This is a genomic window from Aquipseudomonas alcaligenes (genome assembly GCF_003205495.1).
Lineage (GTDB): Bacteria > Pseudomonadota > Gammaproteobacteria > Pseudomonadales > Pseudomonadaceae > Aquipseudomonas > Aquipseudomonas alcaligenes_B.
Map to the genome: position 1 here is coordinate 429,541 of NZ_QJRX01000002.1, position 15,315 is coordinate 444,855.

13 protein-coding genes are annotated in these 15,315 nt (G+C 67.5%); 8 read left to right on the plus strand and 5 right to left on the minus strand.

The features are described from left to right. Position 1 precedes the first annotated feature (1 nt). The 4 genes from DMO17_RS04755 to DMO17_RS04770 form a co-directional block, all read right to left on the minus strand. Positions 2–1,036 (minus strand): ABC transporter ATP-binding protein, encoded by a 1,035-nt coding sequence (locus DMO17_RS04755; RefSeq protein WP_110681184.1) that lies wholly within the window; start codon positions 1,034–1,036, stop codon positions 2–4. Positions 1,037–1,347: 311 nt separating this feature from the next. Continuing rightward, entirely contained in the window at positions 1,348–2,499 is a 1,152-nt protein-coding gene (gene ydcS, locus DMO17_RS04760) for a putative ABC transporter substrate-binding protein YdcS (RefSeq protein ID WP_110681187.1), read from the minus strand. A gap of 81 nt (positions 2,500–2,580) precedes the next feature. Continuing rightward, positions 2,581–4,035, minus strand: coding sequence for a gamma-aminobutyraldehyde dehydrogenase (locus DMO17_RS04765; RefSeq protein ID WP_110681189.1), 1,455 nt, complete (start codon positions 4,033–4,035; stop codon positions 2,581–2,583). Positions 4,036–4,171: 136 nt separating this feature from the next. Then, a complete protein-coding gene (locus DMO17_RS04770) occupies positions 4,172–5,083 on the minus strand; it encodes a LysR family transcriptional regulator (protein WP_110681190.1) in 912 nt (303 codons plus the stop codon). Between the two features lie 198 nt (positions 5,084–5,281). On the opposite strand from DMO17_RS04770, the gene DMO17_RS04775 reads away from it, so the two are divergent. Further along, positions 5,282–6,022, plus strand: coding sequence for a tellurite resistance TerB family protein (locus DMO17_RS04775; RefSeq protein WP_110681192.1), 741 nt, complete (start codon positions 5,282–5,284; stop codon positions 6,020–6,022). Position 6,023: 1 nt separating this feature from the next. On the opposite strand, the gene DMO17_RS04780 is transcribed toward DMO17_RS04775, so the two are convergent. Next, complete coding sequence (locus tag DMO17_RS04780; RefSeq protein WP_110681193.1) at positions 6,024–7,667, minus strand: diguanylate cyclase domain-containing protein; 1,644 nt, start codon at positions 7,665–7,667, stop codon at positions 6,024–6,026. A 200-nt stretch (positions 7,668–7,867) separates the two neighbouring features. Here DMO17_RS04780 and DMO17_RS04785 point away from each other — a divergent pair, with 200 nt between their 5' ends. The 7 genes from DMO17_RS04785 (at position 7,868) to DMO17_RS04815 (ending at position 15,263) form a co-directional block, all read left to right on the plus strand. Then, positions 7,868–8,803, plus strand: coding sequence for an autotransporter outer membrane beta-barrel domain-containing protein (locus tag DMO17_RS04785; protein WP_110681195.1), 936 nt, complete (start codon positions 7,868–7,870; stop codon positions 8,801–8,803). Between the two features lie 177 nt (positions 8,804–8,980). Next, positions 8,981–10,076 (plus strand): peptide chain release factor 2 gene (prfB, locus tag DMO17_RS04790; RefSeq protein WP_110681196.1). Its coding sequence is split into 2 segments (ribosomal slippage): positions 8,981–9,052 and positions 9,054–10,076, totalling 1,095 coding nucleotides; the frame shifts between segments, so codons are not numbered across the junction. A gap of 52 nt (positions 10,077–10,128) precedes the next feature. Further along, positions 10,129–11,646 carry a lysine--tRNA ligase gene (lysS, locus tag DMO17_RS04795; protein WP_110681198.1) on the plus strand — a complete coding sequence of 506 codons (1,518 nt, stop codon included), beginning with the start codon at positions 10,129–10,131 and terminating at the stop codon, positions 11,644–11,646. Between the two features lie 131 nt (positions 11,647–11,777). Then, positions 11,778–12,491: a TetR/AcrR family transcriptional regulator gene (locus DMO17_RS04800; protein WP_110681201.1), complete on the plus strand. Its 714-nt coding sequence runs from the start codon at positions 11,778–11,780 to the stop codon at positions 12,489–12,491. Between the two features lie 67 nt (positions 12,492–12,558). Next, positions 12,559–13,110, plus strand: coding sequence for an aldo-keto reductase family protein (locus DMO17_RS04805; RefSeq protein WP_110681202.1), 552 nt, complete (start codon positions 12,559–12,561; stop codon positions 13,108–13,110). Positions 13,111–13,118: 8 nt separating this feature from the next. Continuing rightward, on the plus strand, positions 13,119–14,408 hold the full coding sequence (locus DMO17_RS04810; RefSeq protein WP_110681204.1) for a flavohemoglobin expression-modulating QEGLA motif protein: 1,290 nt from the start codon (positions 13,119–13,121) through the stop codon (positions 14,406–14,408). Positions 14,409–14,516: 108 nt separating this feature from the next. Further along, on the plus strand, positions 14,517–15,263 hold the full coding sequence (locus DMO17_RS04815; RefSeq protein WP_110681206.1) for a TIGR00266 family protein: 747 nt from the start codon (positions 14,517–14,519) through the stop codon (positions 15,261–15,263). The last annotated feature ends 52 nt before the right edge of the window (positions 15,264–15,315 follow it).

Sequence of the window (15,315 nt, forward strand, 5' to 3'; positions counted from 1 at the left end):
CTCAGGCCTCCTCACGCAGGGCGACCATGGCCGCGCGGGCCCAGCGCGCGGTGACGCGCTGGCCCGGCTGGCAGGGCGCGTCACCGACGCCCCACTGGTTGTTGGCCTGGCTGACGGCGAAGTTCTGGCCGTTGTCCAGTTGCAGCTCGTAGCGGGTGGCGGCGCCCAGGTACTGGATGTCGTGCAGCAGGCCGCTGATCTCCACCTCGTCGCTGGCCGGCAGGCTGCTGCCAGTGGCCACCAGGCGCACATGCTCCGGGCGGATCGACAGGGGGCGCGCCGAGCCGCCGATGCGCGCGGCCAGCTCGCCCTTGAGCACGTTGCTGGTGCCGACGAACTCGGCGACAAAGGCGCTGGCCGGGTTCATGTACAGGTTGCGCGGGGTGTCGACCTGCTCGATGCGGCCCCTGTTGAACACTGCCACGCGGTCGGACATGGACAGCGCCTCGCCCTGGTCGTGGGTGACGAAGATGAAGGTGATGCCGAGCTGGCGCTGCAGCTTCTTCAGCTCGCTCTGCATCTGCTCGCGCAGCTTGAGGTCCAGCGCGCCCAGCGGCTCGTCGAGCAGCAGCACGCGCGGGCGATTGACCAGCGCGCGGGCCAGGGCCACGCGCTGGCGCTGGCCGCCGGACAGCTGCGCCGGCTTGCGCCCACCGTAGCCACCGAGGGCGACCAGTGCCAGGGCCTCCTCGGCGCGCGCCAGGCGTTCGGCCTTGGCCACGCCCTTGACCTTGAGGCCGTAGGCGACGTTCTCCAGCACGTTCATGTGCGGGAACAGGGCGTAGTCCTGGAACACCGTGTTGACGTCGCGCTGGTAGGGCGGCAGCCCGGCGGCCTCGGCGCCGTGGATGCGGATGGAGCCGGCGCTGGGCTGCTCGAAGCCGGCGATCAGGCGCAGGCAGGTGGTCTTGCCCGAGCCGGAGGGGCCGAGCATGGAAAAGAATTCGCCGTCCCGGATGTCGATGGACACCCGGTCGACGGCCTTGACCTCGCCGAACACGCGGGACACATCGGTGAATTGCACTGCAAGGGTCATCTCGAACACTCCAGGAGGAAAGCCACCCACCTCCGCCCCGTTCGGTTTGCCGACACGAGACGGGAGAGTCGGTGGTGGGTGTACAGCGGTGAAACCAATGGCTTGGAATGGATGGCTGGAGAAGCTGTTATCCAGCCGCCGTTCAGATCGGCCCAGGGAGAGGCTTCTTCCTGGGCAACGTCGAGGCAGCGCTGAGCGAGCGGTTCGTGGGCAAGGCGTCCCGCAGCACGAAGCGAGACATACCGCCGGGTAGGCGAGCTTCGTGCGAGGACACAACGCCGCCCACGGATCGCGCAGCCAGCGCGGAACCCTTATCTACCGCCCATGATGGCGATGTAGTCCTGGGTCCAGCGGCTGTAGGGCACGTACTTGCCGCCCTCGGCCTGCGGGGTCTTCCAGAAGGCGATCTTGTCGAAGTTGTCGAAGCCGTTGGTCTTGCAGCCTTCGTCGGTCAGCAGGGCGTTGCCCTTGCAGGCTGCCGGCACTGCCGGGTTGGAGCCGAACCAGGCGGCCAGGTCGCCCTGCAGCTTGGGTTCCAGTGACCAGTTCATCCAGGCATAGGCGCAGTTGGGGTTCTTGGCCTCGGCATGCAGCATGGTGGTGTCGGCCCAGCCGGTGGCACCCTCGGCCGGCACGGTCGAGGCAATCGGCTGCTTTTCCATCTGCAGGGCGTTGACCTGATAGCCCCAGGCGCTGGAGGCGACCACGCCCTCGTTCTTGAAGTCGTTCATCTGCACGGTGACGTCGTGCCAGTAGCGGTGCGTCAGGGCGTGCTGCTGGCGCAGCAGCTGCAGCGCGGCGGCGTACTGCTCCTCGTTGAGCAGGTAGGGGTCGCTGATGCCCAGCTCCGGCTTGTGCGCCTTCAGGTAGAGGGCGGCGTCGGCGATGTAGATGGGGCCGTCGTAGGCCTGCACGCGGCCCTTGTTGGATTTGCCGTCGGCCAGGGTCATTTCCTCGAACACCACCTTCCAGCTGGTCGGCGCCTCCTTGAACGCCTGGGTGCTGTACATCAGCACGTTCGGGCCCCACTGGTAGGGGGTGCCGTAGTGCTGCCCGTCCACCACGTGCCAGGGGGCGTTCTTCAGGCGCTCGTCGACATTCTTCCAGTTGGGGATCAGGTCGATGTTCACCGGCTGCACGCGCTTGCCGGCGATCAGGCGCAGGGAGGCGTCGCCCGAGGCGGTGACCAGGTCGTAGCCGCCCTTGGCCATCAGGCTGACCATCTCGTCGGAGGTGGCGGCGGTCTTGACGTTGACCTTGCAGCCACTGGCCTTCTCGAACTGGGTCACCCAGTCGTAGTTCTTGTCGGTCTCGCCGCGCTCGATGTAGCCGGGCCAGGCGATGATGTTGAGCTGGCCTTCGGCCTGGCCCAGGGTCTTGAGCGGTTCGGCGGCCTGCACGGCGCCTGCGGCGAGCAGGGCGGTGGCGAGAGCGCTGAGCAGAGCGGTTCTTGGCGCGGACATCGTGATTCCCTCTTGTTGTGACCTGTTGTCGGGGCAGTTGAATGTCGTTCGGCAAGACCGCTGCCGAGCCGGCGGTTGGTTTCAGTCTAGTTGTTGTCCGTGGCGCGCCATGATGTGGCGCACCACGCTGTAGTCCTGCAACGAGTCGCTGGACAGGTCCTTGCCGTAGCCGGAACGCTTGAGCCCGCCGTGGGGCATCTCGCTGGCCAGCATGAAGTGGGTGTTGATCCAGGTGCAGCCGTACTGCAGGCGGTTGGCCAGCTGCAGGGCCTTGTCCAGGTTCTGCGTCCACACCGAGCTGGCCAGGCCGTACTCGGAGTCGTTGGCCCAGTCCAGCGCCTGGCTCAGCTGGTCGAAGCGGGTGACGGTGACCACCGGGCCGAACACCTCGCGCTGGACGATCTCGTCGTTCTGCCGGCAGCCGGCCAGCAGGGTCGGCTGGTAGTGGAAGCCGGGGCCGGAGTGCACGGCGGCGCCGGTGACCCGCTCGATGTGCGGCTGGCCCAGGGCGCGTTCGACGAAGCTGGCCACGCGGTCGCGCTGGCGTGCGCTGATCAGCGGGCCGATCTCGTTGTCGGCGTCCTTCTTGCGGGCGAAGCGGATGCTCGCCACGGCATCGCCCAGCTCGGCCACCAGGCGGTCGTGGATGCCGGCCTGGGCGTAGATGCGGCAGGCGGCGGTGCAGTCCTGGCCGGCGTTGTAGTAGCCATGGGTGCGGATGCCCTGGACCACCGCCTCGAGGTCGGCGTCGTCGCAGACGATCACCGGCGCCTTGCCGCCCAGCTCCAGGTGCGTGCGCTTGAGGGTGCGCGCGGCGCTCTGCAGGATCTTCTGCCCGGTGACGATGTCGCCGGTCAGCGACACCATGCGCACTTTCGGGTGGCCGACCAGGCTGCTGCCGATGCCTTCGCCACCGCCGCAGACGATGTTCAGCACGCCGGCCGGGAGGATCTCGCGCAGTGCCGGGGCCAGCGCCAGGATCGACAGCGGCGTGTGCTCCGAGGGCTTGAACACCAGGCAGTTGCCGGCAGCCAGGGCCGGGGCGATCTTCCACGCGGCCATCATCAGCGGGTAGTTCCACGGCGCGATGGAGGCGACCACGCCGACCGGGTCGCGGCGCACCAGGCTGGTGTGGCCGGCCACGTATTCGCCGGCCAGCTGGCCCTGCTGGCAGCGCACGGCACCGGCGAAGAAGCGGAACACATCGGCCGTGGCCGGCAGGTCGTCCTGGCGCGCCAGGTGCAGCGGCTTGCCGCAGTTCAGCGCCTCCAGCGCCGCCAGCTGCTCGGCCTGGGCGTCGACGGCATCGGCGATGGCGAGCAGGGCGCCGGCGCGTTGCGCCGGGGTGGTCCGCGACCAGGCGGGGAAGGCGCGGTGGGCGGCCTGCACGGCGGCCTCCAGCTGCTCCAGCGAGGCCTCGGCGATGCTGCACAGCACCTCGCCGCTGGCCGGGTTGAGGATGGCTTCGGCGACACCTTCCCCGCCGACCAGCTGGCCGTCGATCAGCAATGCGCTGTGCAGGGTGGGCGTGTTCATCTTCGCATTTCTTCTGTTATTGGTTGCGGCTGGCATGGCGGCTCCGGTTGGCCCGGAACGCCCGCGTCCATGAGGAAGCGAGACTAGAGTCCGGGCTTGAGGTCGACAAATTCTAAATATTGAAAGTGGCGTTCGATTAAATCGAAACCTTGCGCCCGTGCGGCTGCTCGCGGGCCAGGGTCAGGAACGGGTCGACCAGCGCCGGTCGCGCCGTACCGCGGCGCCAGGCCAGGCCGACGTCGAGCGGCTCGCCGAGGTCGACCAGCGGGCGCGCCTCGATGATGTCGCCCTCCAGCGACCAGGGCCGGTAGGTCATGTCCGGCTGGATCGACAGGCCGAGGCCGGCTGCCACCAGGCTGCGCACGGCCTCCACCGAGGCGGTGCGCAGGGTCACGTGTGGGGTCAGGCCGGCGCGGCTCCAGATGCGCTGGGTGTGCAGGCCCATTTCGTCGGCATTGAGCTGGATCAGCGGCTCCTTGGCCACGTCGGCCAGGCCAATGCTGTCGCGCTCCAGCAGCGGATGCCGGGCCGGCAACCACAGGCGGTGCGGCGAGTGGGTCAGCACCTCGGTCTGCAGGGCGTGGCGGTCTTCCAGGTTGGAGAGGATCAGCACGCCGACGTCGATCTCGCCGCTCACCAGCAGGTGTTCGATGTAGGGGCGTTCGTCCTCCACCACGCGGGTCTGTACGTTGGGGTAGGCGCGCTGGAAGCGGGTGATCAGGTCGGCCAGGTAGTAGCCGGCGACCAGGCTGGTCACGCCGATGGTCAGGCTGCCGGCGACCTGATCGGTGCTCTGCTGCAGGCTGCGCTTGGCGTTGTCCACGGTGGCCAGTATCAGGTGTGCCTGACGCAGGAACTGGTGGCCCTGGTGGGTCAGGCTCATGCCCTTGGCGTGGCGGTTGAACAGGCTGACGCCGATCTCCTCCTCCAGCTGCTGGATGGCCAGGGTCAGGGTCGACTGGGAGATGAACACCGCCTGGGCGGCGGCGGAGATCGAGCCGGTCTCGGCGACGGCGATGAAGTGGCGGATCTGGCGCAGGGTCATCATGACGGGCAATCCGGGGTGGCGGGCTGTCGGGATTATGGTTTATCGAATAAAGATAAAGCCGTTCTTTTTAATCGAAAGAAAAGGGCTTTTTCCCGGCGCCTGCAATATCCGGAAGCACAGCCCGCGCCTCGCCCGGCAAACGGCGGGGCTAGAATCGGGTCACTTCCATGGATCGGTTTACCCTGAAGGAGGGCTCAGATGAACACTCGTGGACTGCTCGACCAGTTGCTCAAATCCGGCCAGGACCTGCTGCAGCAGAAGTCCGGTGGCTCATCGTCCGGCGGCCTGGGTGGCCTGCTCGGCAGCGTGGCCGGTGGCGGCAAGGGCGCTGGCGGCGACCTCGGCACCCTGCTCAAGGGCGCCGGCGGTGGTGCCCTGGCGGCCGGCGCGCTGGGCCTGCTGCTGGGTAACAAGAGCGCGCGCAAGGTCGGCAGCAAGGTCATCACCTACGGCGGCCTGGCCGCCCTCGGGGTGATCGCCTACAAGGCCTACGGCAACTGGCAGGAGCAGCAGCGCGTGGCCAATGCGCGACCGGTGACCGAGCCGCAGACGGTGGATCGCCTGCCGGCGCCGCAGGCCGAGCTGCACAGCCAGGCGATCCTCAAGGCGCTGGTGGCGGCGGCCAAGGCCGACGGCCATGTGGACGCCAGGGAACGCCAACTGATCGAGGAGCAGATCGGCGCGCTGGCCAATGATCCCGAACTGGTGCGCTGGCTCGACGCCGAGCTGAACAAGCCGCTCGACCCGGCCGAGGTGGCGCGCGCCGCCAGCACCCCGGAGATGGCCGCGGAGATGTACATCGCCAGCGTGCTGATGGTCGACGAGGAGCACTTCATGGAGCGCGCCTACCTCGAGGAGCTGGCGCGCCAGCTCAAGCTGGAGCCCTCGCTCAAGGCCGAGCTGGAGGCCCAGGTGCGTCAGGAGCTGGCGGCCGGCTGAGTCAGGCTGCCGGCGCCCGGCCGGCCTGGAATTCCGCGCGGTTCTTGCCGCCGTGCTTGGCGCGGTACAGCGCCTGGTCGGCCAGCTCCAGCGCCTCGCCGAGGTCGGCATGGTCCAGCGGCCACAGTGCGCCGCCGATGCTGCAGCCGATGGTGGTTTCCTGCTCGCCCAGGCGCACCGGCTGGGCCAGCGACTGCAGCGCCCGCTCGGCGATCTGCCGGGCCTGAGTCAGGGCCTGGGCCGCAGGCACCTGCAGCACCATGAGGAATTCGTCTCCACCCAGACGCGCCACCAGGTCGCCGTCGCGCAGGCAGGCGCGCAGGCGGGCGGCCACTTCCTTGAGCAGCAGGTCGCCGGCGGCATGGCCGAAGCGGTCGTTGACCGGTTTGAAACCGTCCAGGTCGAGGTAGAGCAGGGCCAGGCAGCCTTGCCCGGCCTGGCTGCGCTGCTGTGCCATGGGCAGGAAGCGCTCCAGGGCCGCGCGGTTGGGCAGGCCGGTCAGCGGGTCGCTGTGGGCGCGATCCTCCATCAGGTTGAGGGCCGTCTGCTGGTGGGTGAGGCTCTCCACCAGGTGGCGGATCGACTGGCTCAGCACGGCGATCTCGCTGGGGCTGCGCAGCTCGGGGATGGCGGTGATCTCGCCGGCGCTGAGGCGGTCGGCGGCACGGGCGATCTGCCGCAGCGGGCGGGTGAAGTAACCGGTCAGCGCCCAGCCCAGGATGGCGAACAGCAGGGCCAGGCCGCTGCCCCAGAGCAGGATGTTGCGCCTGGTCTCGCGGGCCGGAGCGTAGGCCTGGTCGAGGGCCTGGCGCGCCACCACTACCCAGCCCAGGCCGGCGTAGTCCTGGTAGCCCTGGCTGTGGGCGAAGCCGGTGAGGTAGGCCTGGCCGTCCGGCCAGTCCTGCACCGCCCAGTAGCTGTCCCGGCCCTGCTGCTCGCGCAGGGCCGGCAGGGCGAGCACCTGGCCGATCATGGCCTTGGGGCCCAGCAGCACGCTGTGGTCCTTGCCCAGCACGAGAAACTCCACCTGGCGCCGTTCCTGGATCGGTTCGAGCAGGGCCAGGCGCACCTCTTCGGCCCAGCCCCAGGACAGGTGCGAGGCCAGCACGCCGCTGAGCTGGCCCAGGTCGTTGCGTACCGGCAGGCTGATATCGACGAACTTCATCGCCTCGCCGCTGGGGTTGGGCAGCAGTTTGGCCAGCAGCACCGCTTCGTGCACGTCGCCGATGAACAGGCCCTGGCGGCCCTCGAGGTAGACCGGGCGCTGGGCGATGCTGGTGCCTTCCAGCACGCCATCGCTGGAGGCCTGCACCTGGCCTGCGGCATCGGTGAAGCCGATCCAGGCGATGCTGGGAATCTGCTGCTGCAGGCGGTCGAGCAGCAGGCGGATCTCGCCGATGTCATCCGGTTCGCGCAGCGCCCGCAGCCCGCCGAGCACCTGCAGGTAGGCGGCGCGGCTGGCCATGTCGCGGTCCAAGCGGTCGATCATCTGTGCCGAGACCTCGGTGAGGTCGCGGCCGACCTCCTCGCGGATGCGCATGCTGGCGTCATGGCCGATCAGGCTGCCGAGCAGCCAGCTGAGGGCGCCGACCAGCAGAGCGATGAGAAGGGCGAAACGGCTGCGCAGGCTCTGGGGTGTGCGCATGGTGCGGCGACTCCGAATGCGTGACGGTAAGAGTTCGCCCGGGTTGCCGTGGGCTGCGGTGGTGGGGCACGGTTTGAGTCTAGCCCAGCGCTGTCCGTGCCGGCATTGCACACAAACTCCGGGCAATCTGCAAACCCGGGCTGCATAGCTCGCCGCTGGCGAGAGTCGGTTAGACTGCTCGGCAGGCTCGGGAGGTGGGTATGAACTGGCGTCTGACGACCATCGGACTGGTGTTGGCCTGGTGCTGCGGCGCGGCGCAGGCCGGCGCACTGTTGCTGGATCAGCGTGCGCTGTTGCTGGAGGACAGCCGCCTGCCGCGCGAGGCGGCGCTGGATCGCCTGCAGCGGGTGCGCTTCGCCTTCCGCGAGGCGGCGCCCGAGGCCGGTGAATGGCCGCTGTGGGCGCGTGGCTATGGCATCCAGGGCAGCTGGGACGGCGACGGCCTGGAGCGCCACGGCGAAGGCCTGCTGCTGGGCCTGGATCGGCCGCTCGGAGGGCAGTGGGTCGGCGGCGTGCTGGCCGGCGTGGCGCGCAGCCGGCTCGATCACCAGCAGGGCCATGCCAGCAGCGACAGCAGCCATATAGGCCTGTATGCCGCCACCCGCGTGTACAACCAGCTGGGCTTTCGCCTGGGCGCCCTGCACGGGTGGCACGACCTGCAGCACGGCGGCCGGGCGCGCAGCGCGCAGCTGTTCGGCGAGAGCAGCTTGGCCCTGGATTTTCGTGACTTCACCCTGGAGCCCTTCGCCGGCCTGGCCCTGGTCCATCTCGATGCCGAGGCTCAGCGCCGGGGCGATCTGCGCCTGCGCGGGGCGGACGAGGAGGGCGGCTACCTGACCCTCGGCTGGCGCCTGGCCGCGCCCTGGTACTGGCAGCAGCGCAAATGGGTGGGGCGCGCCAGCCTGGCCCTGCGCCAGGATCTGGGCAGCGATCGTCTGAATGCCGAGGCGATGACCGCAGATGGGCAGAGCCTGCGCCTGCAGAGCCGCGAGTTCGAGCGCAGCAGCCTGCGCCTCGACCTGGGCCTGGACCACGAGCTCAGCCGCAGCCTCTATCTCGGCCTGACCTACTCCGGCCACTATGCCGAGGACGCCCGCGACAATGCCCTGGCGCTGCGCCTGAGCGCCAAGTTCTGAGGGCGCTCCGCCGGTCAGGCTGCGGGCTGCCAGGGCGCATCGAGTCGGGTATACTCGTCGGCTTTTCCGAAACTTTGCGGTCGCGATCCGTTGCCTGTCCGGTCCAGCCTGGCGTCATGCCGCTGCGACGGGGCCTGGCCGGTTGCCCTGCGCCTTTGCCCGAGAGTGCTGCCCATCATGGAAATCAATCCGATCCTCAACAGCATCAAGGACCTGTCCGAGCGGACCCTGTCGATTCGGGGGTATCTTTGACTACGATCAGAAGCATGACCGCCTGATCGAAGTAAACCGCGAGCTGGAAGACGCCAGCGTCTGGAACAAGCCCGAGTACGCCCAGGGCCTGGGTCGCGAGCGCGCCATGCTGGCGCAGATCGTCGAAACCATCGACGACCTCACCGGCAGCCTGGCCGACTCCAAAGACTTGCTGGAAATGGCCGCCGAAGAGAACGACGAGGGCGCGGTCAACGACATCGTCGCCGAAGTCGAGCGCCTGCGCGCAATCCTCGAGAAGCTGGAGTTCCGCCGCATGTTCAGCGGCGAGATGGACCCGAACAACTGCTACCTGGACATCCAGGCCGGCTCCGGCGGTACCGAAGCGCAGGACTGGGCCAACATCCTGCTGCGCATGTACCTGCGCTGGGCCGACAAGCGCGGTTTCGACGCCACCATCATCGAACTGTCCGAAGGCGAAGTCGCCGGCATCAAGGGCGCCACCGTGCACATCAAGGGCGAGTACGCCTTCGGCTGGCTGCGCACCGAGATCGGCGTGCACCGCCTGGTGCGCAAGAGCCCGTTCGACTCCGGCGCCCGTCGCCACACCTCGTTCTCGGCGGTGTTCGTGTCCCCCGAGATCGACGACAAGGTCGAGATCGAGATCAACCCGGCCGACCTGCGTATCGACACCTACCGCTCCTCCGGCGCCGGTGGTCAGCACGTCAACACCACCGACTCGGCGGTGCGTATCACCCACGTGCCGACCAACACCGTGGTGGCCTGCCAGAACGAACGTTCCCAGCACGCCAACAAGGACACCGCGATGAAGATGCTGCGGGCCAAGTTGTACGAGCTGGAAATGATGAAGCGCAACGCCGCGTCCCAGGCCCTGGAAGACTCCAAGTCCGACATCGGCTGGGGCCACCAGATCCGCTCCTACGTGCTCGATGACTCGCGCATCAAGGATCTGCGGACCGGCGTCGAGCGTAGCGACTGCCAGAAGGTCCTCGATGGCGACCTCGACCAGTACCTCGAGGCCAGCCTCAAACAGGGTCTCTGATCCTCACGCCCACGAACCCAATCGACATAGACGCCAGGCAGATAGAACGACCATGAGCGACCAACAACTCGACCCGCAAACCCTCTCCCACGAAGAGCGGCAGCACGAAGAAAACAAGCTGATTGCCCAGCGCAAGGAAAAGCTTGCCGCCGTCCGTGAGCAGGGCAATGCCTTCCCCAACGACTTCCGCCGCGACAGCCTGTGCGCCGACCTGCAGAAACAGTACGCGGAGAAGACCAAGGAAGAGCTGGAAGCGGCCGCCATCCCGGTCAAGGTCGCCGGGCGCATCATGCTCAACCGTGGCGCCTTCATGGTCATCCAGGACACCTCCGGGCGCCTGCAGGTCTACGTCAACCGCAAGACCCTGCCGGCCGAGCAGCTGGAAGCGGTCAAGCACTTCGACCTGGGCGACATCATCGCCGCCGAGGGCACCCTGGCCCGCTCCGGCAAGGGCGACCTGTACGTCGACATGCTCAATGTGCGCCTGCTGACCAAGTCGCTGCGCCCGCTGCCGGACAAGCACCACGGCCTGACCGACACCGAGCAGCGCTACCGCCAGCGCTACGTCGACCTGATCGTCAACGAGGAGGTGCGCGACACCTTCCGCGTGCGTTCCCAGGTGATCGCGCACATCCGCCGCTTCCTCAACGAGCGTGGTTTCCTCGAAGTGGAAACCCCGATGCTGCAGACCATCCCCGGCGGCGCCGCGGCCAAGCCCTTCGAGACCCACCACAATGCCCTGGACATGCAGATGTTCCTGCGCATCGCGCCGGAGCTGTACCTCAAGCGCCTGGTGGTCGGCGGCTTCGAGAAGGTCTTCGAGATCAACCGCAACTTCCGTAACGAAGGCGTCTCCACCCGGCACAACCCCGAGTTCACCATGCTCGAGTTCTACCAGGCCTACGCCGACTATGAAGACAACATGGACCTGACCGAGGAGCTGTTCCGCGAGCTGGCCATGGCGGTGCTGGGTACCACCGACGTGCCCTACGGCGACAAGGTGTTCCACTTCGGCGAGCCGTTCGCCCGCCTGTCGGTGTTCGACGCCATCCTCAAGTACAACCCGGAGATCAGCGCGGCCGACCTCAACGACATCGACCGTGCCCGCGAGATCGCCAAGAAGGCCGGCGCCAAGCTGCTCGGCCACGAGGGCCTGGGCAAGCTGCAGGTGATGATTTTCGAGGAGCTGGTCGAGCACAAGCTGGAGCAGCCGCACTTCATCACCCGCTACCCCTTCGAGGTCTCGCCGCTGGCCCGGCGTAGCGACGACGATCCGAGCGTCACCGACCGCTTCGAGCTGTTCATCGGTGGCCGCGAGATCGCCAACGCCTACTCCGAGCTCAACGACGCCGAAGACCAGGCCGCGCGCTTTATGCAGCAGGTGGCCGACAAGGACGCCGGCGACGACGAGGCCATGCACTTCGACGCCGATTTCGTCCGCGCCCTGGAGTACGGCATGCCGCCGACCGCCGGCGAGGGTATCGGGATTGACCGCCTGGTAATGCTTCTGACCAATTCGCCATCCATCCGCGATGTGATCCTGTTCCCGCATATGCGCCCGCAGGCTTGATCGCGGGGCTCGGAAAGGGCACCGTTGGGTTCAGGGTGGCAATTGGCCATCCCGCTGTTTGAAAGTCAGGGGTCTGCCGTCATGGCAGGCCCCTGTTTTTTGTCTTCAGCCAGTGCGAGGAAGGTCCAGCAGTGAACTCCAGCTCCGCCGCGAAGTGTCCGGTCCGCTTGGCCGGCGAGTTAGCCGATTCCGTGCAGTATCGTGGCCGCAAGGCCAGTCGCCAGGGCAGCGAACAGCGCCGCCTGAGCATCCTCGAGGCGGCATTGCGCATCATCGTGCGCGAGGGCCTGCGCGGGGTGCGCCACCGCGCGGTGGCCGCCGAGGCCGGGGTGCCGCTGTCGGCCACCACCTACTATTTCAAGGACATCCAGGACCTGATCGCCGACAGCTTCGCGCTGTTCGTGCAGCGCAGCTCGGCCAGCCTGGCGGCGCTCTGGGCCGGGGTGGACGAGGACTTCCGGCGCATCGCCGCGGCCATTGCGGATGATCCCAATGCCCGCCGCGAGATGGTCGCCCATGTCATCGACCTGGCCGTCGCCCATGTGCAGGCCAAGATGCGTGCCCACGACGACGAGCTGCTGGTGGAGCTGGCCTTTCGCCAGGAGGCGCTGACCAATGCCGAACTGCGCCCGCTGTTCCTCGCCCACCAGAGCCTGCGCATGCGTTTCGCCGAGCGCGCGGTGAGGGCCATGGGCTCCACCGCACCCTTCGAGGATGCACAGGTGTTGACTACGCTTATTTTGCGGATGGAATATCATGCCATCGTCGATGGGGTGGAAGACTTCGATCTAGAGGCTCAGCGCGCCGTATTGCAGCGCTTCCTGGACCTGCTGATCGGGCTTTGAGTCCCAGCCCCGCCCCGGCGGGGCTTTTCGTTTCTGGCAGCCGACCGAACCTCACAAGGAGTGCATGATGAAAGCCTGGCGCGTGGCCCTAGCCGCCCTGAGTTGCCTGCTGTTGAGCGGTTGCCTGGTGACCTTCAAGGACCCCATCCCGGCCAACGAGGCGGCGCCCATGCCGCTGCTCGGCGACTGGGAGCGCAAGGACGAGTGGGGCGAGCGGCAGTACCTGTCCATCGCCCGCGCCGGCTCCAACCTCTATCGCGCCAAGGCCTGGAGCGATAATGCCGAGGATGGCGTGGCCGAGGAATACGGCTTCACCGTGGCCCACCACGGCCGCCGCTGGTATATCTCCGCCGGCCTGCCCAAGCGCCTGGGCGCCAACTTCGCCATCGCCGGCTTCGAGCTGACCGCCGGCAACGAACTGGTGATCTACAACCTGGATGTCGAGCGCATCCTCCAGGAGATGGAAGGCGGCGTGCTGCAGGGCCAGCCGGTGGAAACCCCGGAAGGCGAGGCGGTGCTGGTGACCAGCCCGCTGGAGCAGGTGTTCGGCTACCTCGACGATCAGGCCAACGCCGACGTCTTCGTCGAAGTGGCGCGCTACCAGCGCAGCGTCGAGTAAGGGTGCACATGAGCCGGCGCAAGTCCCAGGACGACTACCACGACACGATCCGTGCCCTGTCCGGGCGCCTGGTCGAGGCGCAGACGCCGATCCGCGTGCTCGATGCCATCAAGTGGGACGATGGCGTGCGCCAGGGCTTCCTCAAGGCCAAGGGGCGCGCGCTGCCGGGGGTCGATCGCACCTACTACGACAATCGCCCGCTGGCCTTCGACCCGGTGGCGAAGAAGCTGGAATTCCAGAACATCGAGCGCGACATCACCCGCCAGCTCGGCCAGTTCAACCCGGTCGGGCAGATCATGCGACGCATGTGCAAGGAATACCGCATGGTCATCCGCATGCTCGAGGCGCGCGGCACCGCCGATTTCGGTCTGATCTCCCAGGAGCTCTACGGCGCCGCCTCGGACGCCTTCCACGCCGGCGACCCGACCCTGGCCGACCTCGGCCTGATGCTCTCCGACTACCTGAACAATATCGCCGCCCGTGGCGACCTGCAGGACGAGCCGAAGAACCTCACCGCCAAGGACGCCGTGGCCATCCTCCAGGAGCGCCTGGCCAAGGTGTTCGGCGACGACACCATCCGCGTGCTGGAGTCCGACGGCATAGTCGCCGACGCCGCCGCCGGCGCCGACTACATCAAGATCCGCAGCGATGCTCTGTTCAACGAGCGCGACGTGCGCGCGCTGGAAGTGCACGAGGGCATGGTGCATGTCGGCACCACCCTCAACGGCCTCAACCAGCCGGTCTGCACCTTCCTGGCCAAGGGGCCGCCCTCGTCGACCGTGACCCAGGAGGGCCTGGCCATCCTCATGGAGGTGATCGCCTTCGCCTCTTACCCGTACCGCCTGCGCAAGCTGACCAACCGTACCCGCGCCATCCACATGGCGGAGGAGGGTGCCGACTTCCTGCAGGTGTTCGAGTTCTACCAGGAGCAGGGCTACGGCCTGGAAGAGAGCTACGGCAACGCCAGCCGGGTGTTCCGCGGCTCCACCCCGGACGGCCTGCCGTTCACCAAGGACCTGTCCTACCTCAAGGGCTTCATCCTGATCTACAACTACATCCAGCTGGCCGTGCGCAAGGGCAAGCTGGAGCAGATCCCGCTGCTGTTCTGCGGCAAGACCACCCTGGAAGACATGCGCACCCTGCGCCAGTTGGTCGATGAGGGGCTGGTGGCGCCACCCAAGTACCTGCCGCCGCAGTTCCGCGACCTCAATGCACTGGCGGCCTGGATGTGTTTCTCCAACTTCCTCAACCATCTGAGCCTGGATCGCATCGAAGCGGACTACGCCAATATTCTCTAGGCCCGACGTATCGCTGCTATCGCAGGGCCATGGCTTCGTAGCCCGGATGCAATCCGGGGAGCGCCCATCCCGGATTGCATCCGGGCTACCGATCAAGGAATCCTTCCTATGCCCAGCCACAAACTCGACTACGAAATCCTCGGCGCCTCGGCGCAGACCGTGGAAATCATCCTCGACCCGGGCGAGACGGTAATCGCCGAAGCCGGGGTGATGAACTACATGACCGAAGGCATCCGCTTCGAGACGCGCATGGGCGACGGCTCGGCCAGCGGCGTGCTGGGCAAACTGTGGGGCGCCGGCAAGCGCCTGCTCACCGGCGAGTCGCTGTTCATGACCCACTTCAGCAACCAGGGCCAAGGCCAGCAGCGGGTCGGCTTCGCCGCTCCCTACCCGGGCACCGTGGTGCCCATCGACCTGGGCCAGGTCGGCGGCCGGCTGATCTGCCAGAAGGACGCCTTCCTCTGCGCCGCCTACGGTACCGAGATCGGCATCAGCTTCAACAAGCGCATCGGCGCCGGCTTCTTCGGCGGCGAGGGCTTCATCCTGCAGAAGCTGGAAGGCGACGGCCTGGCTTTCGTGCATGCCGGCGGCACGGTGATCCGCAAGGAGCTGAACAACGAGACCCTGCGCCTGGACACCGGCTGCCTGGTGGCCTTCACCAGCGGCATCGACTACGACATCGGCCTGGCCGGCGGCCTCAAGAGCATGCTGTTCGGTGGCGAGGGCATCCTTTTGGCCACCCTCAAGGGCACAGGTACCGTGTGGGTGCAGAGCCTGCCGTTCTCGCGCCTGGCCGAGCGCATCTACGACGCCACCTTCAGGGCCCGCGAGGAAGTGCGCGCCGGCGGCAAATGACCTGCGACATCCCGGCCATGCCGTGCGGCCGGGCTGCGGGTAAACTAGCGGC